Origin of the sequence: Citricoccus sp. CH26A (assembly GCF_000224415.1) — a bacterium.
Lineage (GTDB): Bacteria > Actinomycetota > Actinomycetes > Actinomycetales > Micrococcaceae > Citricoccus.
Genome location: NZ_AFXQ01000002.1, coordinates 1 through 26,128 on the forward strand (window position 1 = coordinate 1; position 26,128 = coordinate 26,128).

Genomic DNA, 26,128 nt, shown 5'->3' on the forward strand with positions numbered 1-26,128 from the left:
CCTGGGCGGCAGGGGTCTCCACGGCCGGGGCCGGTGCTGCCGGGGCCTGGGCGACCGGTGCGGGCGCCGGTGCTGCCGGGGCCTGGGGGGCCGCCGAACCGGGCTTGGGCGCGGCCGAGCCGGGCTTGGGCGCGGCAGAACCGGGCTTTGCGGCGGTGGCGGGCTTGGCGGCAGGGGCCTTCGCGGCCGGGGCCGGGGCACCCGAGGACTTGGGAGCGGCGTCCGCATAGGCGGAGCGCAGCTTCTTGACCACCGGGGGTTCGATGGTCGAGGAGGCGGAGCGGACGAATTCGCCCATGTCCTGAAGCTTGTTCAGGGCCTCCTTGGATGAAATTCCGAGCTCCTTGGCGAGCTCGTGGACGCGGACCTTGGCCACGGTTCTCCTGTTCTGGTCCGCGCCGTGGCCTGTGGGTGGAGCCGGGGGCTCCTCCTAGACCGCGTCAGACGGACCGATGTACGTCTAAGGTGTTCATCGTTGGGCACTCATCGCTTGGTGCTCATCGGGTTTCCATCAGATCTCTGACCCGCTCTCGTCGTTCGTTCTCAGTGCCGGTGCATCCGGGTGCCCGGCGAGCAGCCCGGCCAGGGCGGTCGCGTCGACCGGGCCACGGAAGGCCCGGTTGAATGCGCCTCGCTTCAGGGCGGTCTGCAGGCAAGCGGGGTCCGGGTGGAGCCAAGCCCCTCGGCCCGGCATGCGGCGGCGTGGGTCGGGCACCACGGATCGGGAACCCGTGACACCGTCCAGCGCCAGTCGCACCAGCTTGGTGTGGTCCTCCCTGCCTCGGCATCCGACGCAGGTCCGCACCGGGGTGTGTGCCTGCATCGGGAGTCGTTCTGCCTTCGGAAGGGAATTGGACCTGAACCAGTCTACCCCAGTCGTCGTTCGCGCGCCCCCACCGGGGTCGCCCGGGGCTCAGGGGCGGTCTTCGCCGGCGATGTCGATGCGCCAACCGGTCAGCTTGGCGGCCAGGCGTGCGTTCTGGCCCTCCTTGCCGATGGCCAGGGACAGCACGTCCCTCGGCACCACCACCCGGGCGGAGCGGGTGGCGGCGTCCACCACCGTGACGGAGCTCACGCGGGCCGGGGACAGCGCGCTGGCGATGAACCGTTCCGGGTCCTCGCTGTAGTCGACGATGTCGATCTTCTCGTCGTTCAGCTCGCTCATCACGGCACGGACCCGCGATCCCATCTCACCGATGCACGCTCCCTTGGCGTTGACACCGGGCCGGGTGGACTTCACGGCCATCTTCGTGCGGTGCCCGGCCTCGCGGGCCAGGGCCAGGATCTCGACCGAACCGTCCGCGATCTCCGGGACCTCCAGCTCGAACAGCTTCCGGACCAGTCCGGGGTGCGAGCGGGACAGGGTGATGGAGGGGCCCTTCAGGCCGCGGTGGACGTCCACCACGTAGGCCCGCAGGCGCGTGCCGTGGGAGTAGTCCTCACCGGGGACCTGCTCCGGCGGCGGCAGGACGGCCTCGACGGACCCGAGGCTGACCTGGATCATGTGGGGATTGGTGCCCTGCTGGATGAGCCCGGAGATCAGCTCACCCTCCCGGCCCTTGAACTCGCCCAGGATCTGGTCGTCCTCGGCGTCGCGCAACCGCTGCAGGATGATCTGCCGGGCCGTGGACGCGGCGATCCGGCCGAAGCCCTGGGGGGTGTCGTCGAACTCCCCGACGGCCGTGCCGTCCTCATCGAGCTCGGTGGCCCAGATGGTCACGTGACCGGTCTTGCGGTCCAGCTCGGCGCGGGCCTGCTGCAACGCGCCGGGAGACTTGTGGTAGGCGACCAGGAGGGCCTGCTCGATCGTGGGCACGAGCTTGTCCAGCGGGATCTCGCGCTCCTTCTCCAGCAGCCGCAGCGCGCTCATGTCGATGTCCACTCAGACCTCCGTGTCCAGTTGTTCGCGGGAGGCATCGCCGCCACCGCTGGACAACTCTACCTGCACCCGCCCCGGGCCGAGGCGGTCGTAGGCGTGGCGTTCGGGCTCCCCCACCTTGGCGGGCATCCCCTTCTTGGCCCCGGCACGCACGGGGACGAGCACCACGCCGGACGCGTCCGCCTCCCGGATGCGCGCCGTGATCTCCTGCCCGCCGAGCGAGACGGTCACCATGCGCCCCACGTTGCGGCGCCAGTGACGCGGCTCCGTCAGCGGACGCGAGACGCCCGGCGAGGAGACCTCGAGCTGATAGGGCTCGCTGCCCAGCTCCGGCAGGTGGTCCCCGGCGGCGTCCAGCGCCTCGGACACCGCGGTGGCCACGGCGGCCACGTCGTCCAGGTCCAGCCCGGCGGTGCCCTCGGGGCGGTCGACGACGACCTGCAGGCTGCGGTGCCCGGGATCGCCCGCCACGGTGACGGACTCGAAGTACATCCCGGCGGCCTCGACGGCGGGGGCCACCAGCTCGGCGAGCGAGCCCGGCTGACGGGCTGTGGGGTTCTCAGTCATTCGCCCTAGGTTACCGGCCCAGCAACAGGTCGTATCCCAGCCGCGCGATCAGCACGAACACCACGATGAGGAAGACCACGCGGATGAACCCGGCACCGCGTTGCACCGCCATGCGGGCACCGACGTAGCCGCCCACCATGTTGGCCGCGCCCAGGATGAGCCCCAGCCCGAGCAGGACGTGGCCCGAGGGCAGGAAGAACGCGATGGCCCCGAGGTTGGTGGCTAGGTTGACGATCTTGGCCTTGGCCGAGCCCTGCAGGAAGTCGTAGCCGAGGATCGCCACCAGCGCGATGACCAGGAAGGTCCCGGTCCCGGGCCCGAGCAGGCCGTCGTAGAAGCCGATGACCAGGCCGATGACGATCGCGACGGCCAGGTGCCGCCGGCCCTCGTACCGCAGCCCGGTGTCCCGGCCCAGCTGGGGCCGGGCCGCGGTGAACACGGCCACCCCGACCAGCGCCAGCACGATGACGGGCTTGATCACCTCGGCCGGCAGCAGCGTGGCCACGATCGCCCCGCAGAAGCTGCCCCCCAGGGCTACCCCGGCCATCGGCAACGCGGTCCGCAGGTCCGGGTGCACGCGCCGGTAGTACGTGACGGCGCTCGTCGTGGTGCCGAAGACGGACCCCATCTTGTTGGTGGCCAGCGCCTGGACGGGCGAGATGCCGGGCACCATCAGCAGGACGGGCAGCTGGAGCAGGCCACCCCGCCCACGACGGCATCGATCCAGCCGGCGGCCAGGCCCGCCAGCACGATCATGACCACCGTGGCGGCGGTGATGTCCTCCAGCCCCGTCAGCACGGTCCCCTCCCGCCCGGCTCAGCCGGCCACGAGCGTGGCGATGACGTCGGCGGCCGTGGCCACCTCCACCTCCCGGGCCTCCCCGGTCGCCCGGTCCTTGACCTCCACGACGCCGTGGGCGAGCCCGCGGCCCACCACCACGGAGGTGGGGATGCCGATGAGTTCCACGTCAGAGAACTTCACTCCGGCGGAGACCTTCTTCCGGTCGTCGTAGAGCACCGTCAGTCCGCGCTCCTCCAGGCCCGCGACCAGTTCCTCCGCGGCGGCGAAGATCTCCTCGCCCTTGCCGGTGGCCACCACGTGGACGTCGGCCGGAGCCACGGCCCGCGGCCACACCAGGCCCTTCTCATCGTGGTTGGACTCGGCCAGGGCGGCGATGGCCCGGGTGACGCCGATGCCGTAGGAGCCCATGGTGACGACGACCTGCTTGCCGTTCTCGTCGAGCACCTTCAGGTCCAGTGCCTCGGCGTAGCGGCGGCCGAGCTGGAAGATGTGGCCCATCTCGATGCCGCGACGGGTCCGCAGGGGACCCGAGCCGTCCGGGGCCGGGTCGCCGTCGCGCACCGCGGTGGCCTCGACGACGCCGTCCCAGGTGAAGTCGCGCCCGGCCACGAGGCCGAAGACGTGCTGCTGGGGCGCGTTGGCCCCGGTGATCCAGGGGGTGCCGGGGGCGATCCGCGGGTCCACGAAGAAGGGCACGCCGGATTCGGCCTCGCCGCCCAGGAACTGGGTCGACGCACCGTCCGCCGCGACCCGGGCCGGGCCGATGTACCCCTTGACGAAGGAGGGCACCTTCCTCAGGTCCTCCTCGGTGGCCGCCTCGAGGGTCGGTTCGCCCGTGGCGCCGAGCAGTTCCCCGACGCCGGACTCCAGCCGCTTGAGGTCGACGTCCCGGTCCCCGGGCACGGCGACGACGAAGGGCCGGCGCTGCTCGCCGTCGAGCACGGCGGTGACCACGACGCACTTGAGCGTGTCCGCGGCGGTCCACTCACCCTGCACACGCGGGGCGAGCTGGTTCGACACCTCCACCAGGGCCGCGATCGTCGTCGAGTCCGGGGTGTCCTTCACCTCGGCCGCCGGGGCGCCCGCGAGCGCCGCCTCGTCCAGCGGTGCGGGAGCCACGGTGGTGACCGCCTCGACGTTGGCGCGGTAGCCGCCGTCGGACTCCACGAAGGTGTCCTCGCCGATCGGCGAGGGGTGCAGGAACTCCTCCGAGGCGGAGCCGCCCATCGCGCCGGCCGTGGCCTGCACCGGCACGACCTCCAGGCCCAACCGGGCGAAGATGCGCAGGTAGGCGGCCCGATGGTCCTGGTACGCACGCTCGAGGCCGGCGTCGTCCACGGTGAAGGAATAGGAGTCCTTCATGATGAACTCCCGCACCCGCAACAGGCCCGCCCGCGGCCGGGCCTCGTCCCGGTACTTGGTCTGGATCTGGTACAGGTACGCCGGCAGGTCCTTGTAGGAGGAGTAGTGGTCCTTGACCAGGAGGGTGAACATCTCCTCGTGGGTGGGCGCAAGCAGGAAGTCGGCGCCCTTGCGGTCCTTGACGCGGAAGATGCCGTCGCCGTAGTCCTCCCAGCGCCCGGAGACCTCGTAGGGCTCCTTGGGCAGCAGGGCCGGGAACTGGACCTCCTGGCCGCCGATCGCGTCCATCTCCTCGCGCACGATCTGCTCGACCCGGTTCTTCACCCGCATGCCCAGCGGCAGCCAGGTGAAGGCGCCCGGGCCGGCTCGGCGGATGTAGCCGGCGCGCACGAGCAGCCGGTGGCTGGCGACCTCGGCGTCGGCCGGGTCATCACGCAGGGTGCGGAGGAACAGGGTGGACATGCGCAGGGGCACTTCGGCTCCGATCGGTGGGTACGGTGTTGCGGTCTGGGAAAGCGGGGGACGGTGTTCAGCCGTCGAGTTCGGCGCGCAGGGAATCGACCTTCTCCAGGCCCTCCTCGACGGGGACGGTCCGGTCCCCGACGCGGGAACCCGCGTAGGTGACCAGTCTCTCGCCGTCCTGGACGTAGAGGGTGGTGGAGGTGGAGGACTCGGTGCCCTCGGGCAGGTCGACGTCCTCGATCGACACGGACGTGCCGATCGTCATGGCCAGCGCGGCGTCGGCGTCGGCCTCCACGTCGGCGAGTTCCAGGGTGGCCTCGGCGGTCATCCCCTCCCCCATCCCGATCGTGTAGGACGAGCACGCCCGGGCGAACTCCTCGTAGTCGGCCAGGGCCACAGTGGCCGCGGCGGCGTCCGGGAACAGGGTGACGCTGAGCATGTCAGACGCCGGGGCGGCCGGGTCCTCGGCGTCGACCACGATCCCTCCGACCAGCTCGGTGCCCTCCGGCAACCGGCCCGTCTGCGCTCCCAGTCCCTGCTGGCCGCACTCCTCGGGGGTGACCGTCATCTCCGCGGTCACGCCCTGGGCGCTCTCGGTCAGCTGCTGGAGCCTGTCCCCGCTGACGATCTGCGCCTGCTCCCCCAGGACGGCCTTGAGGGCGGCCTCGATGCCGGAGGCCGCCCCGTCCTGGGTCGTCGAGGCGCTCGGGGTGGCCTCCATGGCCGACCCGGTGGCCGGCTCCGTGGGCGGGGCCGGGGTGGTCTCCCCCTCCGTGCCGGGCCCGCCGCAGGCGGTGAGGGCCAGGGCCAGCACGCCGGCGCCCAGGACGGCCCGCAGCGCGGGGGCAGGGCGGAAGGGGTGAGGATTCATGGCCAGGCTGTGCTTTCTGGACGCCGGTGGTGATGACTAGGAAAGCATAGGTCACCCGCGTGCCGTGGACCGGCTAGAGCAGCACGGTGGCGAACGTGCCGACCTGTTCGAACCCGACGGTCCGGTAGGTCCGCAGGGCGGCCGTGTTGAAGCTGTTGACGTAGAGGCTCACGTGCTCCGTGATGGTGTGGGCGTAGGCCGCGACCGCCGCCATCGAGGGCGCCGCCAGCCCGCGGCCGCGCAGCGAGGGGTCCACCCACACCCCCTGGATCTGGGAGCACCGGGCCGAGACCACCCCGAGGTCGGCCTTGAACCGGACCCGGCCGGCGTCGTCCAGGTCCACGAGGCAATGACCGTTGCGGATGAGGTCCTCCACGCGCAGCCGGTACTGCACGGCACCGTTGGCCAGTGGCGAGAACCCGAGTTCCTCCTCGAACATCGCCACGCAGGCCGGCAGCACGGTGTGGAACTCCTTCGGCCGGGCAGGCCGCACCCGGGGCGAGGGCTCGACGGCGGGCGCACCGGGCAGGACCATCAGCGGTTGCTCGTCGCGCACCTGGCGCGCACGCTGGGGGCCCCGTCCCAGTTCCTGCCAGATCGAGAGCACGGCGTCGCGAGGGCCGTAGACGGAGGCGTAGCGGCGCCGCAGTGCCAGCAGGGCGCGGCCGAACAGTGCGCCGGCCTCGGGGGAGGCGCCGACCGGGACGATGTTGGCGCCCACCCAGCAGGCGGCCTCCAGCCCGGGGACGCGTCCCGGGGCCCGGCCGGGGGCCGGAGGCGCTGCGGCGGCGTCGATGCCCAGGAAGAGGGACCCGCCGGAGCGGGTGCTGCCGGCGTGCCGGCCGTTCTCGAGGATCGACTCGACGAAGCAGTTGGCCACCGGGTCCGCGGCGGCCAGCGCGGCCAGGGCCGCGGTGTCCGCGGGCGTCAGGACGCGGACGACTCCGCCGGTGGCCCGGCGGACGGCGTCGTCAGCTGACGGTGACCACGGGCGAGCCCTGGACAGGATCCCGGCCATCAGTCCCTTCCCCGCTGCCGTCCTCGATGCCGGACTCGGCCGCGATGCGACGCGCCTCCGCCAGCAGGGTCTCGACGATCTGGTCCTCGGGGACGGTCTTGATGACCTCGCCCTTGATGAAGATCTGGCCCTTGCCGTTGCCGGAGGCCACCCCCAGGTCGGCCTCGCGGGCCTCGCCCGGGCCGTTGACGACGCAACCCATGACGGCCACGCGCAGGGGCACGGTCAGGTCCTTGAGACCCTCGGTGACCTCCTCGGCCAGCGAGTAGACGTCCACCTGGGCGCGTCCGCAGGACGGGCAGGAGACGATGTCCAGCTTGCGCTCGCGCAGGTTCAGGGACTGCAGGATCTGCAGGCCGACCTTGATCTCCTCGACCGGCGGCGCGGACAGCGAGACGCGGATGGTGTCCCCGATCCCCTGGCCCAGCAGGTAACCGAAGGCGGTGGCCGACTTGATGGTGCCCTGGAAGGCCGGTCCGGCCTCGGTCACGCCCAGGTGCAGCGGCCAGTCACCGCGCGCGGCCAGCAGTTCGTAGGCGCGGGCCATGACCACCGGGTCGTTGTGCTTGACCGAGATCTTGAAGTCCCGGAAGCCGTGCTCCTCGAACAGCGAGGCCTCCCAGACCGCGGACTCCACGAGGGCCTCCGGGGTGGCCCGGCCGTACTTCTCCAGCAGGCGCTTGTCCAGGGAGCCGGCGTTGACGCCGATCCGGATGGAGGTGCCGGCCTCGGAGGCGGCCTGGGCGATCTCCTTGACCTGGTCGTCGAAGCGCTTGATGTTGCCCGGGTTCACCCGGACGGCGCCGCAGCCGGCCTCGATCGCCGCGAAGACGTACTTGGGCTGGAAGTGGATGTCCGCGATAACCGGGATCGTGGACTGCTGGGCGATCACCTTCAGGGCGGCGGCGTCCTTGTCCGTGGGGCACGCCACGCGCACGATGTCACAGCCGGCGGCGGTGAGCTCGGCGATCTGCTGCAGGGTCGCCCCGATGTCATGGGTCTTCGTGGTGGTCATCGACTGCACGGAGACCGGGTGGTCCGAGCCGACGCCCACCCTGCCCACGGAGATCTGCCTCGTCTTGCGGCGCGGGGCCAGGACGGGCGGCGGGGCGGCGGGCATGCCGAGGCTGACGGGCACGGAGGGACTCCTGGTTCACTGACGGTTAGGATTCGAGCCCAGTCTACTGGTAGGAGACGAACCACGGCTGGGGAGTGACCATGGTCATGGTCTGCTCCGGCGTGAACGTCGGGTGGTCCTCATCGACGAAGTTCTTCCAGCCCAGGCGCATCCCGGCCGGCAGGTCCCTCTTCAGGGCCCGCCAGGTCTGGAGCTTCTGGTCCGGGGTCCCGTGACCGTCCGCGTGCACCATCAGCACCAGTCCGTCGCGGGACTCCACGTCCTGACGGTCCGGGATCATCCGCACCTGGAACTGGTGCAGGATCACCAGCTTCTCCGGCAGCCGGTGCGCGGCCACGAGTCCGGACAGCCAGGCGGTGACCTCGTTGACCTCGGCGGCGGAGACCTGGCCGACCTGCCGCATGTGCCGCTGTCCCGGCCGCAACCGCCACTCGGGGTCCAGGGCGAGGCCCACGTGGGGCCGTGCCAGCAGGTCCTCGAACATCCGCGCCTGGCTGAGGAAGTCCGCGGTCCCCGGCTGCAGGTCCAGCACCACGTAGGTGTCCGCCTCGCCGGCCGCCTCGACCCAGGCGCGCAACCGGTCGGGGTCCACCGGGGTGCTGTAGTCCCCGGTGGGGCCGGGGGCGGCCGTGGCCACGGTGGAGATGATCTCGAACGCCGGGATGACCGGTTCCCGGCTGTGCTCCTGGTACTCGGCGGCCAGTTCCGCGGCCCGGGCGATCGCCCCGTCCACGTCCTGCTCGCCGAGCATCCCGAGCGCACCGGTGCCGGGAGTCCCGTAGAGCGCGACCATCCGCCGGTCCGGGAACAGCCGGCTGCCGCCCCCGGGCAGCTCCGGGGCCGTCGTCGGGGCGGGGGCCGGGGACGCTGCCCGGGTGGGGGCCGGGGCCGACGCCGGCGCCCCGGTCCCGCCCGGAGCACCGTCGGAGGAGGTGCAGGCGGTGAGGAACGCGGCGGTGCCGGTCCCGGTGAGCCCGGCCAGCAGTGTCCGGCGGCTCGGGCGGATCAGGAGGCCCCGCCCCGGATCACCGCGGCCTGCTCCCCCACGGCGCAGCTCCACTCGTGGACGTCGGTGGAGTGGATCAGGCCCTGCTTCTTGAACGGGTCGCCGTCGAGCAGGTCCCGGACGGCCTCATCGGAGTCCGCGCGGACCAGCAGCAGGGCGGCCGAGGGGTCGTCGACGAAGGCCCCGGCGGCCACCATGGCCGGCCCCAGGGAGGTCAGGAACTCGCGGTGCGCGGCGCGGTGGGCATCGCGCTCCTCCCCGAGCCCGGCGACGTAGGTGTACTGGACGGCGAAGATCTTCTCCATGCCCCCACCCTAGGTCAGGGGCGGGTCAGAACAAGCGGACGGGTTCCACGATGTCCGCCACGATGAGCAGCAACCCCATGCCCAGCAGGGCGATGCCCACCACGTAGGTCAGCGGCAGGAGCCGGGCGATGTCGAACGGGCCGGGGTCCTGGCGCCGGGTGATCCTGGCCCACACGCGGCGGATCGCCTCCCACAGCGCCCCGGCCACGTGTCCGCCGTCCAGGGGCAGCAGCGGGATGAGGTTGAACACCATCAGGGCCACGTTGACGCCGGCCACCAGGGACAGCAGCATCGAGGCCTTGTCCGCCAGGGGCACTTCCGGCAGGGCGGCCGCCTCACCGGCGATCCGGCCGACGCCGACCACGGACATCGGTCCGTTGGGGTCCCGCTCCTCGGGGCCGAACACCGCCTCGGCGGTCTCCCAGAGCTTCACGGGCAGCAACACCACGACCTCGGCGGTCGCCTGCAGCTGCCGGCCCATCACCGGGAACGCCTCCGTCACCGGGGCGGGGACGTTCTCGACCTGCGACCCCATGCCCACGAAGCCGACCTGCTCGGTGCGGGGACTGCCGTCGGGGTTCTCCTGGACCCTGCCCAGCTCATCCGTGACGGGCCGTTCGGTGAGCCGCGGGGTGATGGTGCCGACCTGCTCCACGCCGTCCCGTTCCCAGGTCACGGCGGTGGGCCGGCCGGCCCGATCCCGGATGGCGCCGGAGAGTTCATCCCAGGTCCGCACGGGCGTGCCGTCGAACGCGGTGATGGTGTCCCCGGGCTGCAGGCCGGCCGCGAAGGCCGGGGCCTCCGGGTCCCCGGGCTGGCAGTCCTCCTGGCCGGCGGCGACCCGCTCCTGCTGGACGGCCGCGGGCACCACGCACCGGAAGACCTCCGAGACGGTGGTGGAGGGGGTGGCGATCCCGGTGGTGGTGACGAGGACGGCCGTGAGCACGAAGGCGATGACGAGGTTCATGAAGGGACCGCCGAGCATGATGACGATCCGCTTCCAGACCGGCAGGGCGATGAACATCCTCTTCTCGTCCCCGGGGCGCAGTTCCTCGGCGGACATCTGCCGGGCGTCCGTGGCCATCTGCTGGAACATGCCTGTACTGGCGTTACGCGGCCGCTCCCCCGCCTCCGGGTGCACGGGCGGGTACATGCCGATCATGGACACGTAGCCGCCCAGCGGGATGGCCTTCACGCCGTACTCCGTCTCCCCCCTGCGGCGCGAGAACAGCGTGGGACCGAACCCGATCATGTACTGGGTGACCCTCACGCCGAAGAGCTTGGCGGGAACGAGGTGCCCGACCTCGTGCAACGCGATCGACACGGCGATCCCGAGTGCCACGGCGAGCACCCCGATGATGAACCAGAGCACCTCCACGCCCGTCACCGCCCGTCCCAGCGTGACCGCGCCGCGGTGCGTGCCCAGCGCTCGGCGGCTGCCAGGGAGTCGACCGTCAGCCCCCGGCCCTCGAGCACGGCGTCCGGGTCGTACTCCCCCACCACGGCGCGCACGGTGTCCTCGATGTCCAGGAAGCCGATCGCCCCGTCGTGGAAGGCCTCCACGGCCTCCTCGTTGGCGGCGTTGAAGACGGCCATATGGGTGGGCGAGGCCGCGGCGGCCTGCTTGGCCAGGGCCACGGCGCCGAACGCCTCCTCGTCCAGGGGTTCGAAGGTCCACGTGGCCGCCTGCGTCCAGTCGCAACCCGGTGCCGCGCCGGGCACCCGGTGCGGCCAGCCGATCCCCAGCGCGATGGGCAGGCGCATGTCCGGCGGTGAGGCCTGCGCGATGGTGGAACCGTCCGTGAACTCGACCATGGAGTGGACCACGGACTGGGGGTGGACCACCACGTCGATCCGGTCCAGGGGGACGTCGAAGAGCAGGTGGGCCTCGATCACCTCGAGGGCCTTGTTGACCATGGTGGCCGAGTTGGTGGTGACCACCCTCCCCATGTCCCAGGTGGGGTGCGCGAGGGCCTCGGCCGGGGTGACGGTGGCCAGCTGGGACCGGTCGCGTCCGCGGAAGGGCCCGCCGGAGGCGGTGAGGACCAGCCGGCGGACCTCGTGGGCGGACCCGGAGCGCAGGGCCTGGGCCAGCGCGGAGTGCTCGGAGTCCACCGGGACCAGCTGTCCGGGGGCCGCAGCGGCCCGGACGAGGGCCCCGCCGACGATCAGGGACTCCTTGTTGGCCAGGGCCAGCAGGTGCCCGGCCTGCAGGGCGGCGAGGGTGGGCCCCAGGCCGATGGAGCCGGTGATGCCGTTGAGCACGACGTCGGCGTCCTCCCACGCGGCCACCTCGGCCGCCGCGGTGGGCCCGGAGAACAAGGCCTGCGACGGCACCGGGACGCCCGCCTCGGCGGCGGCGGCGGCGATCGCCCGGGCCAGTTCGTCCGTAGTGGCGGTGGCGCTGCCCACGGCCTGGGCCCCGGTGGCGACCGCCTGCCGGGCCAGCAGCGTGGTGTTGGCACCGCCGGCGAGCCCGGCCACGGTGAAGCGCTCGGGGGCCTGGGCGATGACGTCCAGCCCCTGGGTGCCGATCGAGCCGGTGGACCCGATCAGGGTGACCCGGCGACGTTCGGGGGCGCCGGCGGAGGCTGCGGCGGGTACGGCGGTGGCGGGGGCGGTCTGCGCGGAGGTCACCGGTCCATTATGGCCGGGCCCGCTGGGAGGCGCCTGCACCGGCCGCGGCGGCAGGACAGCACGGCGGCCCCGGACCGAGGTGGTCCGGGGCCGCCGTCGGGACGGTCAGCCGATCAGTGGTCGACCGCCTTCTCGGCACCGACGCCGGTGAGCGACCGGACCTCCATCTCCGCCTGCTTGACCGGGTCCTCGGCGCGCTTCTCGGTGACCGAGCCCAGCCAGCCGAGGAAGAACGCCAGCGGGATCGAGATGATGCCCGGGTTCTTCAGCGGGAACAAGGCGAAGTCGGCACCCGGGATCATCGAGGTCTCGGTGCCCGACATGACCGGGGAGAAGACGATCAGGAGGATCGCCGCGGCCAGTCCGCCGTACATCGACCACTGCGCGCCCCGGGTGGTGAAGCCCTTCCAGAACAGCGAGTAGAGGATGGTGGGCAGGTTGGCCGAGGCGGCCACCGCGAATGCGAGCGCCACGAGGAAGGCGACGTTCTGGCCCTGCGCACCGATACCGCCCACGATGGCCAGGATGCCGATGACCACGACGGTGCGGCGGGCGATCTTGACCTCCTTCTCCGGGCTCGGCTTGTGCTTGGCCAGCACGGAGGCGTAGACGTCGTGAGCGAAGGAGGCGGCCGCCGTGATCGTCAGTCCGGCCACGACCGCCAGGATGGTCGCGAACGCGACGGCGGAGATCAGGCCCAGCAGTAGCGGCCCGCCCAGCTCGAAGGCCAGGTAGGGGGCCGCGGAGTTGACTCCGCCCGGGGCGCTGAGGATCCGCTCCGGGCCGATCAGCGCGCCGGCCCCATAACCCAGCACCAGGGTGAACAGGTAGAAGGCGCCGATGAGCACGATCGCCCACACCACGGACTTGCGGGCCTCCTTGGCCGTGGGCACCGTGTAGAAGCGCATCAGCACGTGCGGCAGGCCGGCGGTGCCCAGGACGAGGGCCAGGCCGAGGGACAGGAAGTCGAGCTTGGCGACCTCGCTGACGCCGTACTGCAGGCCCGGATTGAGGATGGCCTCGCCATGGGGGCTGAGCTCGACGGCCTGACCGAGCAGGGCCGAGAAATTGAAACCGAACAGGGCCAGCACCCAGACGGTCATGATGAAGGCGCCGGCGATCAGCAGGCAGGCCTTGATGATCTGCACCCAGGTGGTGCCCTTCATGCCGCCGACGAGCACGTAGACGATCATGAGTGCGCCGACGATGGCGATGACGAGGGACTGCCCGAGCCGGTCGTCGATGCCCAGCAGCAGGGACACCAGGGCGCCCGCACCGGCCATCTGCGCCAACAGGTAGAACACGCAGACCATCAGGGTGCTCAGCGCAGCGGCGATGCGCACGGGCTTCTGCTGCAGTCGGAAGGACAGCACGTCCGCCATCGTGAACTTGCCGGTGTTGCGCAGCAGCTCGGCCACCAGGAGCAGGGCGACGAGCCAGGCGACGAGGAAGCCGATCGAGTACAGGAAGCCGTCGTAACCGTTGATCGCGATCGCGCCCACGATGCCGAGGAACGAGGCCGCCGACAGGTAGTCGCCGGCGATGGCGGTGCCGTTCTGGGTGCCCGTGAAGGAGCGGCCGCCGGCGTAGTAGTCGGCTGCGGTCTTGGTGTTCTTCGAGGCCCTGAGCACGATGACCAGGGTGATGGCGACAAAGATGCCGAAGATCAGGATGTTGAGCCAGGGCTCGCCGACGTTGGTCCCCTCGGCGGCGGTGGTGAGGACGGGGGCGATGTTCACTTGTTTCCTCCCTCGGCGAGGCTCTGGTTGGCGATGGAGGGATCGAGAGCCTCGAGTTCCTCGCGGATGGCGGTGGCCTTCGGGTCCAGCCTGCGGTTCGCGAAGGACACGTACAGGCCGGTGATCACGAAGGTGGAGACGAACTGCAGCAGCCCGATGACGATGCCGAGGTTGATGTTGCCGAGCACCTTGATCGACATGAACTCGGGGAAGTACGCCGCGAGGATGACGTAGAGGAAGTACCAGACCAGGAACACCACGGTCCACGGGAAGACGAAGCTCCGGTGGGTGCGGCGCAGTTCCTGGAACTGCGGTGTGGACTGTACGGCCCGGAAGTCGACGTGACCGTTGTCAGCCAGGTCGGGGTGTGGTGTTGAAGACACGAAGCCCCCTTGTCAGGACGGCATCACGAGGATGCCTGTGAGAGTTATGACGTGGTTATCCTAGACAGAAAGTGAAGTCCATCACAGGGTTGGTCGATCAGAGCCCCAGCGAACGGGCGATCAGCATCAGCTGCACCTCGGTGGTGCCCTCGCCGATCTCCAGGATCTTGGAGTCGCGGTAGTGGCGGGTCACCAGCGACTCGTTCATGAACCCGTAGCCGCCGAACACCTGGGTGGCGTCCCGGGCGTTGTCCATGGCGGCCTCGCCGGCGACCAGCTTGGCGATGGCGGCCTCGGTCTTGAACGGCTTGCCGGCCAGCATCTTGGCCGCCGCCTCGTAGTACGCCAGCCGGGCGGTGTGGGCGCGCGCCTGCATCCGGGCGATCTTGAAGGAGACGGCCTGGTACCTGCCGATCGGCTGCCCGAAGGCCAGCCGGGTGTTCGCGTAGGCCACGCACTCGTCCACGCAGCCCTGGGCGGCCCCCGTGGCCAGGGCCGCGATCGCGATGCGCCCCTCGTCGAGGATGGACAGGAAGTTGGCGTAACCGCGCCCCCGCTCCCCCAGGAGGTTGGCCTCGGGCACCCGCACGTCGTCGAAGAACAGGGGATGGGTGTCCGAGGAGTTCCAGCCGGCCTTGTCATAGGCCTGGCCGACCGTGAAGCCGGGCGTCCCGGAGGGCACGAGGATGGTCGAGATCTCCTTGGCCGGCTTCCCGTCCCGGCCCTCGGTGGTCCCGGTGACCGCCGTGACCGTGACCAGGCTGGTGATGTCGGTCCCGGAGTTCGTGATGAACTCCTTGGCGCCGTTGACGGTCCAGGTGCCGTCGGCCAGGCTGGCCGTGGTCTGCGTCCCGCCGGCGTCCGAGCCGCCGTTCGGCTCGGTCAGGCCGAATCCGGCCAGGCGCCGGGCCGTGACCAGTTCCGGCAGCCACTGCTGCCGCTGCTCCTCGGTGCCGAACCGGTAGACCGGCATGGCCCCCAGGGACACCCCGGCCTCCAGGGTGATCGCGACCGACTGGTTGACCCGGCCCAGCTCCTCCAGGGCCAGGGCCAGGGCGAAGTAGTCCCCGCCCATGCCGCCGTACTCCTCCGGGAACGGCAACCCGAACAGGCCCAGCTCGCCCATCTGGCGCACGATGTCGTACGGGAACTCGTGCCGGGCGTCGAGCTCGGCGGACACCGGGGCGACGACCTCGTTGGCGAACTCCCGGACCATGGCCACGAGGTCGCGGTAGTCCTCGTCGAGTTCCGGCCCGGCGACGGCGCCTCGGGTGGACTGGGGGGCAGTGGTCATGACGGTGGCCTTCCTGGCGACTGGGTTTCAGTGAATGGTTAGTAACCGAATCTGATGGAGATCGTAGTCACCGGTACCGCGGGCTGTCGAGACCCGGGGCCCGTTCGATCGCCGCCACGCACGGATCCGGCCCTGATTGCGCGTACAGTGGGTCCGAGCCCGCGCCGGATCCGGCGGCTACCCGTGACGAGGAGGTCACTGTCCCGTGCAACTTCGTGAAGTCCGATCCGAGGACCTGGACCGCTTCTTCGAGCACCAGCAGGATCCCGAGGCCAACCAGATGGCCGCCTTCGCCCCGCGCAACCCGCAGGACCGGGGCGTCTTCGACTACCACTGGTCAGGACTGCTCAACGACGCGGACACCCAGGTCTGGACCATCGAGCAGGACGGCGCGGTGGCCGGCGCCCTGATCGTGTCCGGCATCGGCGCCGTTCCCGAGCTCTCCTTCTGGACCGCCCGCGAGTACTGGGGCCAGGGCATCACCACCTCGGCCGTGGACGCGTTCCTCGCCTCCTTCACGGACCGTCCCATCCGCGCCCACGTCCCCGCGGACAACGTCGGCCCCCAGAAGATCCTCGCCCGCCGTGGCTTCGTGGTGGTGGGCGAGGACAAGACGTTCTCCAACGCCCGCTCCGAGGTGGTGACCGAGCTGATCATGCAGCTCGACTGATATGTAGTGGACGTCTGTCAAGTGGCAGGGTGAGGCGCCCGTCCCCGATCGTGGGGCGGGCGCCTCTTGCTTCGCCTTCCGAGTCCGGTGAGCGTGTCAATGATCGACGCGCGGTCAGACTGATATGCGCGGGTCGGATACCGCAGGACGGGGTGTTCGGCAGGAGCGGGATCGCGTGTCTAGAGTCGAGCGTCGCCGGGCCTGGCCCGGTTGCTCATAGTCGAATCGCGGGTCGCTCCAGGCGCTGCCACCGGCACCACGGGAGACGAAGCAGTCTGTGGGTTCAGTCGCCCATCACGGCCAGCGACCAGCACCAACCGGCCAGTTCCCGGGCCACGGCGACGTTGGCCACCGTGCCCCGTTTGTCGCGGGCAAGGAACCGCACCCACCTCTCGTGCAGGCGCCGGTTGCCGGCATCGCCGCGGGCCCGGGCCGGCCCCGGGGCCAGGTCCCACCGATCCCGCATGGTCTTGCCGATGGTGTACCGGGCCCGGTGGTGCCAGGCGGCCTCGACCAAAAGCCGGCGCACATGGGTGTTGCCAGCTTTGGTGATCGGCCCCTGAGACCGGGTCTGGCCGGAGGAATGCTCGGAGGGAACCAGCCCGACGAAGGATCCAATGCTGTTTCCGGTGAACCGGTGTCAGTCCCCGATCTCCACGGCCAGGGCGAATCCGGTCAGGGTGGAGACCCCACGCAGGCAACCGAGCCGTCGCACCACCGGGGTGAACTCAGATTCCGCGGCCATCGCCGCGATGTCCTTGTCCAACCGGTTGCGGCGGATCAGAGTAACCATGACCGTTTCATAGTCGGCATCGAAGGCTAACCGAGTCGCACGCTGGAGCAGCTGCGGCTGGGCCTGGTGCACCAGCCAGGTGTGGTGGGCGCCGGTCCACGCCTGGCCGCCGGAATAGACCAGGCCCTGGCGCAGCAAGAGCTTCGAGAGCCGGTGTCGGGCCCGCATCAGATCTCCTCGGCAGTCCTCCCTAGCTCGGACTAAGTCGCGGGCGGCCTCCTGGTCGACGGAAGGCACCGCCACGGGCGTGATCTCATCCAATCTCAGCAACCGGGCCAGGTGCACCGCGTCCTTGGCATCGGTTTTCACCCGGTCGCCGGCCGGGCGTTGCAGCTTCGACGGGGCCACCACCTCACACCGGATCCCCGCTTCTCTCAGCGTCCGGCAGAGACCAAAGCCGGTCGGCCCGGCCTCGTAGGCCACGGCCACCGGACCGGGCAGATCCTGCAGCCAGGAGAGGATGTGCTCGTGCGATGGGGTCAGTCTGGATTGGACGAGCTCTCCCGTGACGCCATCGATCGCCGCTGCCGCGACGGATCGTGCGTGCACATCGAGCCCGACACTCGTACGCTCGGTAAACACCGGGGCCTCCCACAACTGTCGGCAAGGCCGGGCACGGGGCGTCGTGTCCGGTAACCCACGAACCTCTGTGAGTGAGGCCCCGGCCCGCAACCCCTCCACGCCGGAGCGGTCACTACATACCGTCTAGAAGCCCGACTAGAACAGCGCGAGGGCCATGCCCGGTTCTTGCAGGACCGCACCCACGTCCGCCAGGAACCGTGAGCCCTGTTCACCGTCCACCAGCCGGTGGTCGAAGGACAGGGACAGCGTGAGGACCTGCCGCAGCGCGATCTCGCCGCGGTGCTCCCACGGCATCCTGCGCACCTGGCCCAGCGCCAGGATCCCCGCCTCGCCCGGATTGATGATCGGCGTCCCCGCGTCCACCCCGAACACCCCGACGTTCGTCAGCGTGAACGTTCCGCCGGTCAGCTGATCCGGGGTGAGCGCCCCCTCGCGCGCCGCCCCGGTCAGTGCGGCCACCTCGCGGGCCAGCCCGGCCAGGTCCAGCGCCTGGGCGTCCTTGACGTTGGGGACCATCAGTCCGCGCGGCGTGGCCGCAGCGATGCCCAGGTTGACGTAGTTCTGCCGGATGATCCGCCCGTTCTCCCCGTCCCACCGGGCATTGAGTCCCGGGGTGCGTTCGAGGGCCAGGCAGGCTGCCCGGGCCACCAGGGTCAGCGGGGTCAGCTTCAGTCCACGGAAGTCCCGGTGGCCCTTGAGCGCCTCCAGCAGTTCGAGGGACTCGGTGGCGTCCACCGTGAGGAACTCCGTCACGTGGGGTGCGGTGAAGGCGCTCGCCGTCATGGCCGCGGCCGTGGCCTTGCGCACGGAGCGGATGGCCTCCTCCTCCGTGCGGGGCCGTCCGCCCAGGGTCCGCGCGGCGGCGGGCACGGGCTCCACCTGGCGGCCGAGCCCCCTCGTGCTGTCGGACTCGATCGTGCTGCCGGGCTCCGCGGCCCGGGTCACGTCGTCCCGCGTCACGGCCCCGCCGGGCCCGGTGCCCGGCACGGCGGCCAGGTCCAGCCCCAGGTCCTTGGCCAGCTTGCGCACCGGCGGGGTGGAGCGGGGCCGTTCGCCGGTGCCGGCGGAGGGCTGTGCCGGGGCCACCGGTCCCGGCGGGACCGCCTGAGCGGCCCGGGCCCTGCGGGCCGGGCGCCCGGCCCCCTCGGCGGCGGCGCCGTAGCCGACCAGCGTGGGCACGCGACCGTCGGAGCGGGCGGGGGCGGCGCCGTCGGGCCCGTCCTGCCCGGGCTCCCCCGGCAGGTCGAACGACACGATGGGCGCCCCCACGGCCACCACCGCGCCGGGTTCACCGTGCAGGGCGGTGATGGTGCCCTCGAAGGGACTGGAGAGCTCGACGACGGCCTTGGCCGTCTCCACCTCGGCGAGCACCTGGTTGACGGTGACGGAATCGCCGACCGAGACCTTCCAGTCCAGCAGTTCGGACTCGGTGAGCCCCTCACCCAGGTCGGGCAGGTTGAAGACCTTCAGCATCTCAGCCACGCTCCGTTCCGTCGGCGGCCAGCGGCGTGGGTGGCGCGAACGGGTCGATCGAGTCCAGGGAATTGGCCCGGCCCAGGGCCCGGTCCACGCCGTCCAGGATCCGGTCCAGGTCCGGGACGTGGTGGTGCTCCAGCTTGGCCGGAGGGTAGGGGATGTCGAAGCCGGTGACGCGGACCGGCGCGTGCTCCAGCCAGTGGAAGCAGCGTTCGGTCACGGTGGCGGCGATCTCGGCGCCCAGGCCCCCGGTACGGCTGGCCTCGTGGGTGATCACCAGTCGTCCGGTCCGGCGCACCGAGGCCTCGATCAGCCCGTAGTCCACGGGCGAGAGCGAACGCAGGTCGATGACGTCGATCGAGATGCCCTCGGCCGCGGCGGCCTCGGCGGCCTGCAGGCAGGTCTTCACCAGGGGACCGTAGGCCACGAGCGTGACGTCCGTGCCCTCGGCGGCGACTGCGGCCGGCCCCATGGGCCGGAGCGGGGCCGAGAGGTCCACCGGCCCGCGGTCGTGGTAGCGGCGCTTGGGCTCGAGGTAGACCACGGGGTCATTGCTGGCGATGGCCGCCCGGATCAGGTCGTAACCCTCCTGCGGCGTGGACGGGGAGACCACGCGCAGCCCGGCGGTGTGCACGAAGTACGCCTCGGGGGACTCGGAATGGTGCTCCGGAGAGCCGATGCCGCCGCCGAAGGGGATCCGGATGGTCACCGGCATCGGCACGGCGCCGCGGGTGCGGTAGTACGTCTTGGCGACCTGGGAGACGATCTGGTCGAACGAGGGGTAGACGAAGCCGTCGAACTGGATCTCCACCACGGGCCGGTAGCCCCGGTAGGCCAGTCCCACGGCGGTGCCCATGATCCCGGACTCGGCCAGCGGGGTGTCCACCACCCGGTCCGGCCCGAACTCCTGCATCAGCCCGTCGGTGATGCGGAAGACGCCGCCGAGGGTGCCGATGTCCTCCCCCATCAGCACGACCTTCTCGTCCTCGGCCAGTGCGGCCCGCAGGCCCGCCGTGATGGCCTTGCCGAAGGTGATCTCCTGTGCGCTCATCGGGCCCCCGCCTCCAGCTGCTCGCCGTCGAACTGGGCCAGGTAGAGCCGGTAGTGCTCGCGCTGGCGGGCCAGCTCGTGGTGGGGTTCGGCGTAGACGTGCTCGAAGAGTGCCTCGGGGCCGGGGTCGACCAGCCCGGCCAGGCCGGTCCGCAGGGCGGCGGCCATCTCGTCCGCGGCCGTCGCCGACGCCTCGCGGACCGCCTCGATCGTCAGGGGCCCACCCTGGGCGTCCCGGTCGGAGTCCGTCAGGGTGGCGGCCAGGTGGGCCTCCACCCGGTCGATGGGGTCCTTGGCCCGCCAGGCCTCGACCTCGTCCTTCGAGCGGTAGCGGGTCGGGTCGTCGGCGGTGGTGTGCGGTCCCATGCGGTAGGTGACCGCCTCGATGAAGGTGGGGCCGCCGCCGTTGCGGGCCCGCTCCAGGGCACGGCGGGTGGCGGCCAGCACGGCCAGCACGTCATTGCCGTCCACGCGCATGGCCGGGATGCCGAACCCCCAGGGGCGGTCGGCGATGTGCCGCCTGGCCTGGAGGGTGACCGGTTCCGAGATCGCCCAGTGGTTGTTCTGGCAGAAGAAGACGACCGGTACGTGGTAGCTGGCGGCGAAGACCATGGCCTCGTTGACGTCACCCTGGCTGGTGGCGCCGTCCCCGAAGTAGCTGATCGCAGCCGCCTCAGAGTGGTCCCGGCGCAGGCCCATGGCGTAGCCGACGGCGTGCAGGGACTGGGCGCCGATGATGATCTGCTGGGCGGCCAGGTTGGTCTCGGCCGGATTCCAGCCGGAGTAGGTGGAACCGCGCCACAGCCGGACCAGTCCGAGCGGGTCGACGCCCCGCAGGTAGGCCACCCCGTTCTCCCGGTAGGAGGGGAACACGTAGTCCTCACGGTGCAGCGCCGCGGCGGAACCGACCTGGGAGGCCTCCTGCCCCAGGAGCGGTGGCCACAGGGCCAGCTCGCCCTGGCGCTGCAGGTGGGTGCACTCGGTGTCCAGGCGGCGGATCACCGTCATGTCCCGGTGCAGCCCCGCCAGCATGGTCGCGGTCACGTCCTCCAGCCAGGGGTCCAGGTCATGGTCCGGACGGCGGTGGCCCTCCGGTGTCAGGACCTGGTGCAGGTCCGGCTCGGGCACGTGCGGCATGCCGGTGGGCGGGGTGTTCAGACTGACCGTTCCCATGGGGGTCCTCCTCGATCGGGCCCGTCACTGGGTGGGTGATGGCCCTCGCCGTGGATGCGGCCTGGATGTCGGCCGCGATGAGTTGTGATGCTAGTCACATTGCGAGGGGTGCACAAGATATGATCAGCGCAGTGGGCAACCTGCCCGCGTTTCGCCCCCGACACCCGTGAGAACGTGAGCATGATGCGCACCCTGGACACCACCGACCTGCGGATCCTGGCCGCACTGTCTGACATGCCGGACGCCACCACCGTGGCCCTGGCCCAGTACCTGGGACTGTCCCGCAACACGGTGCAGGCGCGGCTGGCCCGGCTCACCGCCGAGGACGTGTTCCTGCCGTTCGAACGGCGGATCAGCCTGACGGCCCTGGGGCACCCGCTGACCGCGTTCGTGCAGGTCCACGTGCACCAGCAGCAACTGGCGGAGATCACGGCGGCGCTGACCCGGATCCCGGAGATCGTCCAGGCGTACGGCCTGACCGGGTCCGCGGACGTACTGGCCCGGGTGGCCGCGCGCAACGCGGAGGACCTGTTCCGGATCCACACCCGCATCCTCGCCATCAAGGGCGTGGAGCGTGCGGACACCTCCCTGGCGATGGCCGAGCTCGTCCCGTGGCGGACCGTGCCGCTGGTCGAGTCCCTGCTCGACGGCGGCGCCGGGGACGGTTAGCCCCGCACTAGTCCAGCACAGTCAGGACGTCGATCGACGCGTCCAGGAATGCGTCGACCTGGGCCTCGTCGTAACCCTCGGCCCCCGTGGCGGCGGCGAAGACGGCCCGGCGCACCTCGTTCGCGTCCAGGGGGTCCTGACCCTCGAACCGCGCGAGCAGGCGACGGCACAGCGCATCGACGCCACCGACGTCGTAGCTGGCGGCGTCCGCGCGGGACGCACGCCGGAAGCGTTCCCCGTCCGGTCGCTGCAACCGTCCGCGGAGGATCTCCACCGACCCCTGCACCCGAGCGGACCAGGCGTCCTCGCCCTCGGAGCGAATCCGCTCCTGACGCTCGGCCTGGGCCAGGGCGTCCTCGAGGCGGTCCAGCACGTCGTCGACCTGGTCGGCGGCGTAGCCGCCCTTGACGGCGTCGAAGGCGATCCGGCGGATGTCCGCGGACCGCAGGCCCCCGGCGCCCTCATAGGCCACACGCGCCCGGGCCATGAACCGGTCGACCTGGCGCCGGTGGTAGCCGAACGTGTCCGGCGGGACGACGTCGAAGGGCTGCCGGTCGGCCGAGGCCATCACCCGCCTCGCGAGCCCCTGCGTGTCCTGCCGCGTGCCGTGGTCCATCGGGGAGGCGCTCCTTCTGCGGGAAAAGTCGTGGTGCCGAGACCATCGTAGCCAGCCGGGACGAGAGGGGGGTGAGACCGGGCAGTGTGGGACGGCCGGGTCAGACGAAGGGCAGCGCGAAGACCATGTAGGCGACCGGGGCGGAGAACACGAGGGAGTCCAGCCGGTCCATGGCCCCGCCGTGCCCGGGCAGCATCGAACCCATGTCCTTGATGTTCAGCTCACGCTTGACCATGGACTCGGCGAAGTCCCCCGCGGTGGCGGAGGCGACCGTCAGCAGGCCCAGGAGACTGCCGACCCACCAGGGGTGGTCCAGCAGGAAGTGGACCGCGAGGGTCCCGACCACCACGGACCCGCCCACCGAACCGGCGAATCCCTCCCAGGACTTCTTGGGGCTGACCTTCGGGGCCATCGGGTGCCGGCCGAACGAGGCCCCCACGATGTACCCGAACGTGTCATTGGCCACCACCATGAGCAGCATGCAGGCCACCATGAGATTGCCCTGCTCCTGGCGCAACAGGGCGACGGCGAAGGAGAGCAGGAACGGCACCCACATCACGATGAACACGGACACCAGGACGCTCTCGCCACGCGCCGGCAGGTCCTCCGCGACGGCCCAGACCAGGATGAGCAGGACCGTGCCGAGCAGGGCCAGCACGAGCGCCTCGGCGCCTCCGGCGAAGGCACCCAGGGGCATCGCCACGGCACCGGTCCACAGCGGGATCCGGGGCACGTCCAGGCCGCGCCGAGAGATCGCGCTGGCCGTCTCGGTGACGCCCAGCAGCAGCAGGGCGACCACGAGGATCGCCAGCACGACCGGCAGCCAGATCAGGCCGACGAGGGCGCCACCCAGCAGGAGCGCACCGACCGCGATGGCAGCGGGGAGGTTGCGGCCGGCCTTGGCCTTCCGGGCCCGGGCCGCCTCCAGTTCCCGCCGCTGCCGCCGGGTCTGCGGTGGTCCCGGGTCCGGGACCGGCCGCGGCCCGGCGGGAGCGGAGGGTTCGGACGTCATAGGGTGCGGTGCCGCTCAGACCTCGAGGAGCTCGGCTTCCTTGCGCTTGGCCATGTCCTCGATGGTCTCGGTGTACTTACGGGTCAGGGCGTCGAGCTCCTTCTCCGCGCGGCTCCCCTCGTCCTCGCCGATCTCGCCGTCCTTGACCATCCGGTCGAGGGCCTCCTTGGCCTTGCGGCGGGAGTTGCGCAGCGAGACCTTGTGCTCCTCCGCCTTGGACTTGACCAACTTGACGTACTCCTTGCGGCGCTCCTCGGTCAGCTCCGGCATGACGACCCGGATGACCTTGCCGTCGTTGGACGGGTTGGCGCCGATCTCCGAGTCGGACAGGGCCTTCTCGATGTTCCGCAGGGCGCTGACGTCGAAGGGGGAGATCAGCAGGGTCCGGGCGTCGGTGGTGGTGAACGAGGCCAGCTGCTGCAGCGGCGTGAAGGAGCCGTAGTACTCGACCATCACCTTGGAGTACAGGCCGGGGTTGGCCCGTCCGGTGCGGACCGAGGCGAAGTCCTCGCCCGTGGCCTCGATGGTCTTCTCCATCTGCTCCTCGGCGGCCTGAAGGGTTTCCTGCGTCACGTTGTCTCCTCGGTTCGGATGGTGTGGCCTCAATCCTAGGACACCGGTGGCACCGGATGGCCCGGACGAGGCGGGACGGTGGGGATGGAGGGGGCCGGTGGCCTCAGACGGTGACGGTGGTGCCGATCCGCTCACCGAGCAGCGCGCGGGTGACGTTGCCGTCCCCCTCCATGCCGAACACCATCATGGACAGCTTGTTGTCCTTGCACATGGTCATGGCGGTCTGGTCCATCACGCGGATGTCGTTCAGCAGCGCCTCGTCGTAGGTCAGGTGCTCGTACTTCTGCGCCCCCGGGTCCTTCTTGGGGTCGGCCGTGTAGACGCCGTCCACGCCGGACTTGGCCATCAGCACCTCGTCCGCGCCGACCTCCAGGGCCCGCTGGGCGGCGACGGTGTCGGTGGAGAAGTAGGGCAGGCCGGTGCCGGCGCCGAAGATCACCACGCGGCCCTTCTGCATGTGCCGGATGGCGCGCAACGGGATGTAGGGCTCGGCCACCTGCTCCATGTGGATGGCGGACTGGACGCGGGTGTCCACGCCGGCCTGCTCGAGGAAGTCCTGGAGGGCCAGGCAGTTCATCACGGTGCCCAGCATCCCCATGTAGTCCGCGCGGCGCCGGTCCATGCCGTTCTCCGAGAGCTCGGCCCCGCGGAAGAAGTTCCCTCCCCCGACGACGATGGCGACCTCGACCTGGCCGCGTGCGCCGGCGATCTGGTCGGCGATGCCGCGCACGGTGTCCGGGTCGACGCCGACCTTGCCGCCGCCGAAGACCTCGCCGGAGAGCTTAAGCAGGACGCGGCGCTTGCCAGTCCGGCCCGGGTCCCCGTGGGTGTCGCCGGCCTGGGCCTGCTGCAGGTCCCGGGACTCGTTGAACGACGTCGCGTCACGGATGTCCGGGGTGGTGCGCTGGTCGGTGCTCTGCATGTGCGGGCCTCCTGGGCTCATCGGGGCTGGCGGCTTGCGCCGACGGAATGGTGCCGGATAGGGCAGGACAAAGGGGGTGGCCACCAGTGACTGGTGACCACCCCCTTCCAGGTCGTTCCGCGACGCGGTCGGTCCGATCCTACCGCGCGCGGTCCGTGGCCGTGTGCCGGTCGGTCAGTTGCCGACGCGGAACCGGGCGAAGCCGGTGACGGCGGTGCCGGCCTCGGAGAGGACCTTGCCGACGGTCTGCTTCGGGTCCTTGGCGAACGGCTGGTCCACCAGCACGATCTCCTTGAAGAAACCGGTCAGTCGACCCTCGACGATCTTGGTCAGGGCCTGCTCCGGCTTGCCCTCGGCGCGGGCGGTCTCATCGGCGATGCGACGCTCGTTCTCGACGGTCTCGGCCGGCACGTCCTCGCGGGACAGGTAGGTCGGGGCGTAGGCGGCGGTGTGCACGGCGACGTCGTGGGCGGCGGTCTTGGCCGCGTCCGAGTCGGAGTCGACGGCCATCAGGACGCCCACCTGGGCGGGCAGGTCCTTGGACGTCTTGTGCAGGTAGGCGTCCACGAAGGCGCCCTCCACGCGGGCGATGCGGCGCACGACGACCTTCTCGCCGAGGATGGCGCCCTCGTCGGTGACGTGGTCCCCCACGGTGCGGCCGTTGAACGGCGCGGCCAGCAGGGCGTCCAGGTCGGTCGCGCCGGAGGAGACGGCGGCCTCGAGGACGACGTTGCCCAGCTCGATGAACTTCTCGTTCTTGGCCACGAAGTCGGTCTCGCAGTTGATCTCGATCATGACGCCGGCGCCGGCGGTGACGGTCGCGGCGACCAGACCCTCGGCGGTCGCACGGCCCTCGCGCTTGGTGGCCCCCTTGAGGCCCTTCACGCGGATGATCTCCATGGCCTTCTCGGCGTCGCCGTTGGCCTCGTCCAGTGCCTTCTTGACGTCCATCATCCCGGCGCCGGTGCGCTCGCGCAGGGCCTTGATGTCAGCTGCGGTGTAGTTCGCCATGCGGTACCCATCCTTACCTGTTGCGGGGTTATCCCGAGTGGTGTTGTGGTGGTCTGTCGGTGTCTGCCCGGGGTCCCGGGCAGGCACCGGCCGGCCCCGTGCGGGACCGGCCGGTGGTG

27 protein-coding genes and 1 pseudogene are annotated in these 26,128 nt (G+C 71.0%); 2 read left to right on the top strand and 26 right to left on the bottom strand.

All coding sequences use genetic code 11. The annotated features are described in order from the left end of the window. The 16 genes and pseudogenes from CITRI_RS15785 to CITRI_RS0101385 all read right to left on the bottom strand — a co-directional run. A partial coding sequence (locus CITRI_RS15785; RefSeq protein ID WP_010142746.1) for a translation initiation factor IF-2 N-terminal domain-containing protein occupies window positions 1-376 on the bottom strand: 376 nt, incomplete at its 3' end. Window positions 377-511: 135 nt separating this feature from the next. Further along, complete coding sequence (locus CITRI_RS0101315; RefSeq protein ID WP_010142747.1) at window positions 512-823, bottom strand: YlxR family protein; 312 nt, start codon at window positions 821-823, stop codon at window positions 512-514. Between the two features lie 90 nt (window positions 824-913). Further along, a complete protein-coding gene (gene nusA, locus CITRI_RS0101320) occupies window positions 914-1,882 on the bottom strand; it encodes a transcription termination factor NusA (RefSeq protein ID WP_010142748.1) in 969 nt (322 codons plus the stop codon). Continuing rightward, window positions 1,883-2,446 carry a ribosome maturation factor RimP gene (rimP, locus tag CITRI_RS0101325; RefSeq protein WP_010142749.1) on the bottom strand — a complete coding sequence of 188 codons (564 nt, stop codon included), beginning with the start codon at window positions 2,444-2,446 and terminating at the stop codon, window positions 1,883-1,885. It abuts the gene before it with no gap. A 10-nt stretch (window positions 2,447-2,456) separates the two neighbouring features. Then, a pseudogene (locus tag CITRI_RS15790) lies at window positions 2,457-3,202 on the bottom strand (sulfite exporter TauE/SafE family protein). Between the two features lie 60 nt (window positions 3,203-3,262). Beyond that, a complete protein-coding gene (locus tag CITRI_RS0101335) occupies window positions 3,263-5,083 on the bottom strand; it encodes a proline--tRNA ligase (protein WP_010142751.1) in 1,821 nt (606 codons plus the stop codon). 55 nt (window positions 5,084-5,138) lie between these two features. After that, the gene (locus tag CITRI_RS0101340) at window positions 5,139-5,942 is read right to left on the bottom strand and encodes a hypothetical protein (RefSeq protein WP_010142752.1); all 804 of its coding nucleotides are present in this window, start codon (window positions 5,940-5,942) and stop codon (window positions 5,139-5,141) included. Window positions 5,943-6,015: 73 nt separating this feature from the next. Then, window positions 6,016-6,960 (bottom strand): DUF4081 domain-containing GNAT family N-acetyltransferase, encoded by a 945-nt coding sequence (locus tag CITRI_RS0101345; protein ID WP_010142754.1) that lies wholly within the window; start codon window positions 6,958-6,960, stop codon window positions 6,016-6,018. Then, a complete protein-coding gene (ispG, locus tag CITRI_RS0101350; protein WP_040385342.1) occupies window positions 6,914-8,080 on the bottom strand; it encodes a flavodoxin-dependent (E)-4-hydroxy-3-methylbut-2-enyl-diphosphate synthase in 1,167 nt (388 codons plus the stop codon). Before ispG ends, CITRI_RS0101345 begins: the two co-directional genes overlap by 47 nt. Window positions 8,081-8,141: 61 nt before the next feature. Beyond that, window positions 8,142-9,158: a hypothetical protein gene (locus tag CITRI_RS0101355; RefSeq protein WP_010142756.1), complete on the bottom strand. Its 1,017-nt coding sequence runs from the start codon at window positions 9,156-9,158 to the stop codon at window positions 8,142-8,144. Beyond that, complete coding sequence (locus tag CITRI_RS0101360) at window positions 9,104-9,409, bottom strand: YciI family protein (RefSeq protein WP_010142757.1); 306 nt, start codon at window positions 9,407-9,409, stop codon at window positions 9,104-9,106. The genes CITRI_RS0101355 and CITRI_RS0101360 overlap by 55 nt, the downstream gene beginning before the upstream one ends. A gap of 25 nt (window positions 9,410-9,434) precedes the next feature. Further along, complete coding sequence (locus CITRI_RS0101365; RefSeq protein WP_010142758.1) at window positions 9,435-10,796, bottom strand: RIP metalloprotease; 1,362 nt, start codon at window positions 10,794-10,796, stop codon at window positions 9,435-9,437. Beyond that, the gene (gene dxr / locus CITRI_RS0101370; RefSeq protein ID WP_010142759.1) at window positions 10,793-12,046 is read right to left on the bottom strand and encodes a 1-deoxy-D-xylulose-5-phosphate reductoisomerase; all 1,254 of its coding nucleotides are present in this window, start codon (window positions 12,044-12,046) and stop codon (window positions 10,793-10,795) included. The genes CITRI_RS0101365 and dxr overlap by 4 nt, the downstream gene beginning before the upstream one ends. Window positions 12,047-12,159: 113 nt before the next feature. Then, window positions 12,160-13,785, bottom strand: a complete 1,626-nt coding sequence (locus tag CITRI_RS0101375; protein ID WP_010142760.1) for a cation acetate symporter — start codon at window positions 13,783-13,785, stop codon at window positions 12,160-12,162. Beyond that, complete coding sequence (locus CITRI_RS0101380) at window positions 13,782-14,168, bottom strand: DUF485 domain-containing protein (RefSeq protein WP_010142761.1); 387 nt, start codon at window positions 14,166-14,168, stop codon at window positions 13,782-13,784. Before CITRI_RS0101380 ends, CITRI_RS0101375 begins: the two co-directional genes overlap by 4 nt. 97 nt (window positions 14,169-14,265) lie before the next feature. Further along, window positions 14,266-15,462, bottom strand: a complete 1,197-nt coding sequence (locus CITRI_RS0101385; protein ID WP_010142762.1) for an acyl-CoA dehydrogenase family protein — start codon at window positions 15,460-15,462, stop codon at window positions 14,266-14,268. Window positions 15,463-15,667: 205 nt separating this feature from the next. Between CITRI_RS0101385 and CITRI_RS0101390 the strand changes: the two genes are divergently transcribed. Then, window positions 15,668-16,132 (top strand): GNAT family N-acetyltransferase, encoded by a 465-nt coding sequence (locus CITRI_RS0101390; RefSeq protein WP_010142764.1) that lies wholly within the window; start codon window positions 15,668-15,670, stop codon window positions 16,130-16,132. Between the two features lie 283 nt (window positions 16,133-16,415). Here CITRI_RS0101390 and CITRI_RS20005 read toward each other — a convergent pair whose 3' ends face one another. The 5 genes from CITRI_RS20005 to CITRI_RS0101410 form a co-directional block, all read right to left on the bottom strand. Continuing rightward, window positions 16,416-16,751 carry a transposase gene (locus tag CITRI_RS20005; RefSeq protein WP_255347878.1) on the bottom strand — a complete coding sequence of 112 codons (336 nt, stop codon included), beginning with the start codon at window positions 16,749-16,751 and terminating at the stop codon, window positions 16,416-16,418. A 21-nt stretch (window positions 16,752-16,772) separates the two neighbouring features. After that, entirely contained in the window at window positions 16,773-17,507 is a 735-nt protein-coding gene (locus CITRI_RS15795; protein ID WP_010142766.1) for a transposase, read from the bottom strand. A gap of 135 nt (window positions 17,508-17,642) precedes the next feature. Beyond that, on the bottom strand, window positions 17,643-18,980 hold the full coding sequence (locus CITRI_RS0101400; protein WP_040385330.1) for a dihydrolipoamide acetyltransferase family protein: 1,338 nt from the start codon (window positions 18,978-18,980) through the stop codon (window positions 17,643-17,645). Window position 18,981: 1 nt separating this feature from the next. Continuing rightward, the gene (locus CITRI_RS0101405) at window positions 18,982-20,034 is read right to left on the bottom strand and encodes an alpha-ketoacid dehydrogenase subunit beta (protein ID WP_010142768.1); all 1,053 of its coding nucleotides are present in this window, start codon (window positions 20,032-20,034) and stop codon (window positions 18,982-18,984) included. Further along, window positions 20,031-21,206, bottom strand: a complete 1,176-nt coding sequence (locus CITRI_RS0101410) for a thiamine pyrophosphate-dependent dehydrogenase E1 component subunit alpha (RefSeq protein ID WP_010142770.1) — start codon at window positions 21,204-21,206, stop codon at window positions 20,031-20,033. The genes CITRI_RS0101405 and CITRI_RS0101410 overlap by 4 nt, the downstream gene beginning before the upstream one ends. Before the next feature lie 183 nt (window positions 21,207-21,389). On the opposite strand from CITRI_RS0101410, the gene CITRI_RS0101415 reads away from it, so the two are divergent. Next, complete coding sequence (locus tag CITRI_RS0101415; protein ID WP_029138944.1) at window positions 21,390-21,875, top strand: Lrp/AsnC family transcriptional regulator; 486 nt, start codon at window positions 21,390-21,392, stop codon at window positions 21,873-21,875. Between the two features lie 7 nt (window positions 21,876-21,882). On the opposite strand, the gene CITRI_RS0101420 is transcribed toward CITRI_RS0101415, so the two are convergent. The 5 genes from CITRI_RS0101420 to tsf all read right to left on the bottom strand — a co-directional run bounded on the left by CITRI_RS0101420 (window position 21,883) and on the right by tsf (window position 26,009). Next, window positions 21,883-22,491, bottom strand: a complete 609-nt coding sequence (locus CITRI_RS0101420; RefSeq protein WP_010142772.1) for a DivIVA domain-containing protein — start codon at window positions 22,489-22,491, stop codon at window positions 21,883-21,885. A gap of 100 nt (window positions 22,492-22,591) precedes the next feature. Then, a complete protein-coding gene (locus tag CITRI_RS0101425; protein ID WP_010142773.1) occupies window positions 22,592-23,503 on the bottom strand; it encodes a phosphatidate cytidylyltransferase in 912 nt (303 codons plus the stop codon). Between the two features lie 15 nt (window positions 23,504-23,518). Further along, a complete protein-coding gene (gene frr, locus CITRI_RS0101430; protein WP_010142774.1) occupies window positions 23,519-24,076 on the bottom strand; it encodes a ribosome recycling factor in 558 nt (185 codons plus the stop codon). Between the two features lie 103 nt (window positions 24,077-24,179). Continuing rightward, window positions 24,180-24,998, bottom strand: coding sequence for a UMP kinase (gene pyrH, locus CITRI_RS0101435; RefSeq protein WP_010142775.1), 819 nt, complete (start codon window positions 24,996-24,998; stop codon window positions 24,180-24,182). A gap of 174 nt (window positions 24,999-25,172) precedes the next feature. Beyond that, the gene (tsf, locus tag CITRI_RS0101440; RefSeq protein ID WP_010142776.1) at window positions 25,173-26,009 is read right to left on the bottom strand and encodes a translation elongation factor Ts; all 837 of its coding nucleotides are present in this window, start codon (window positions 26,007-26,009) and stop codon (window positions 25,173-25,175) included. Window positions 26,010-26,128: the final 119 nt, after the last annotated feature.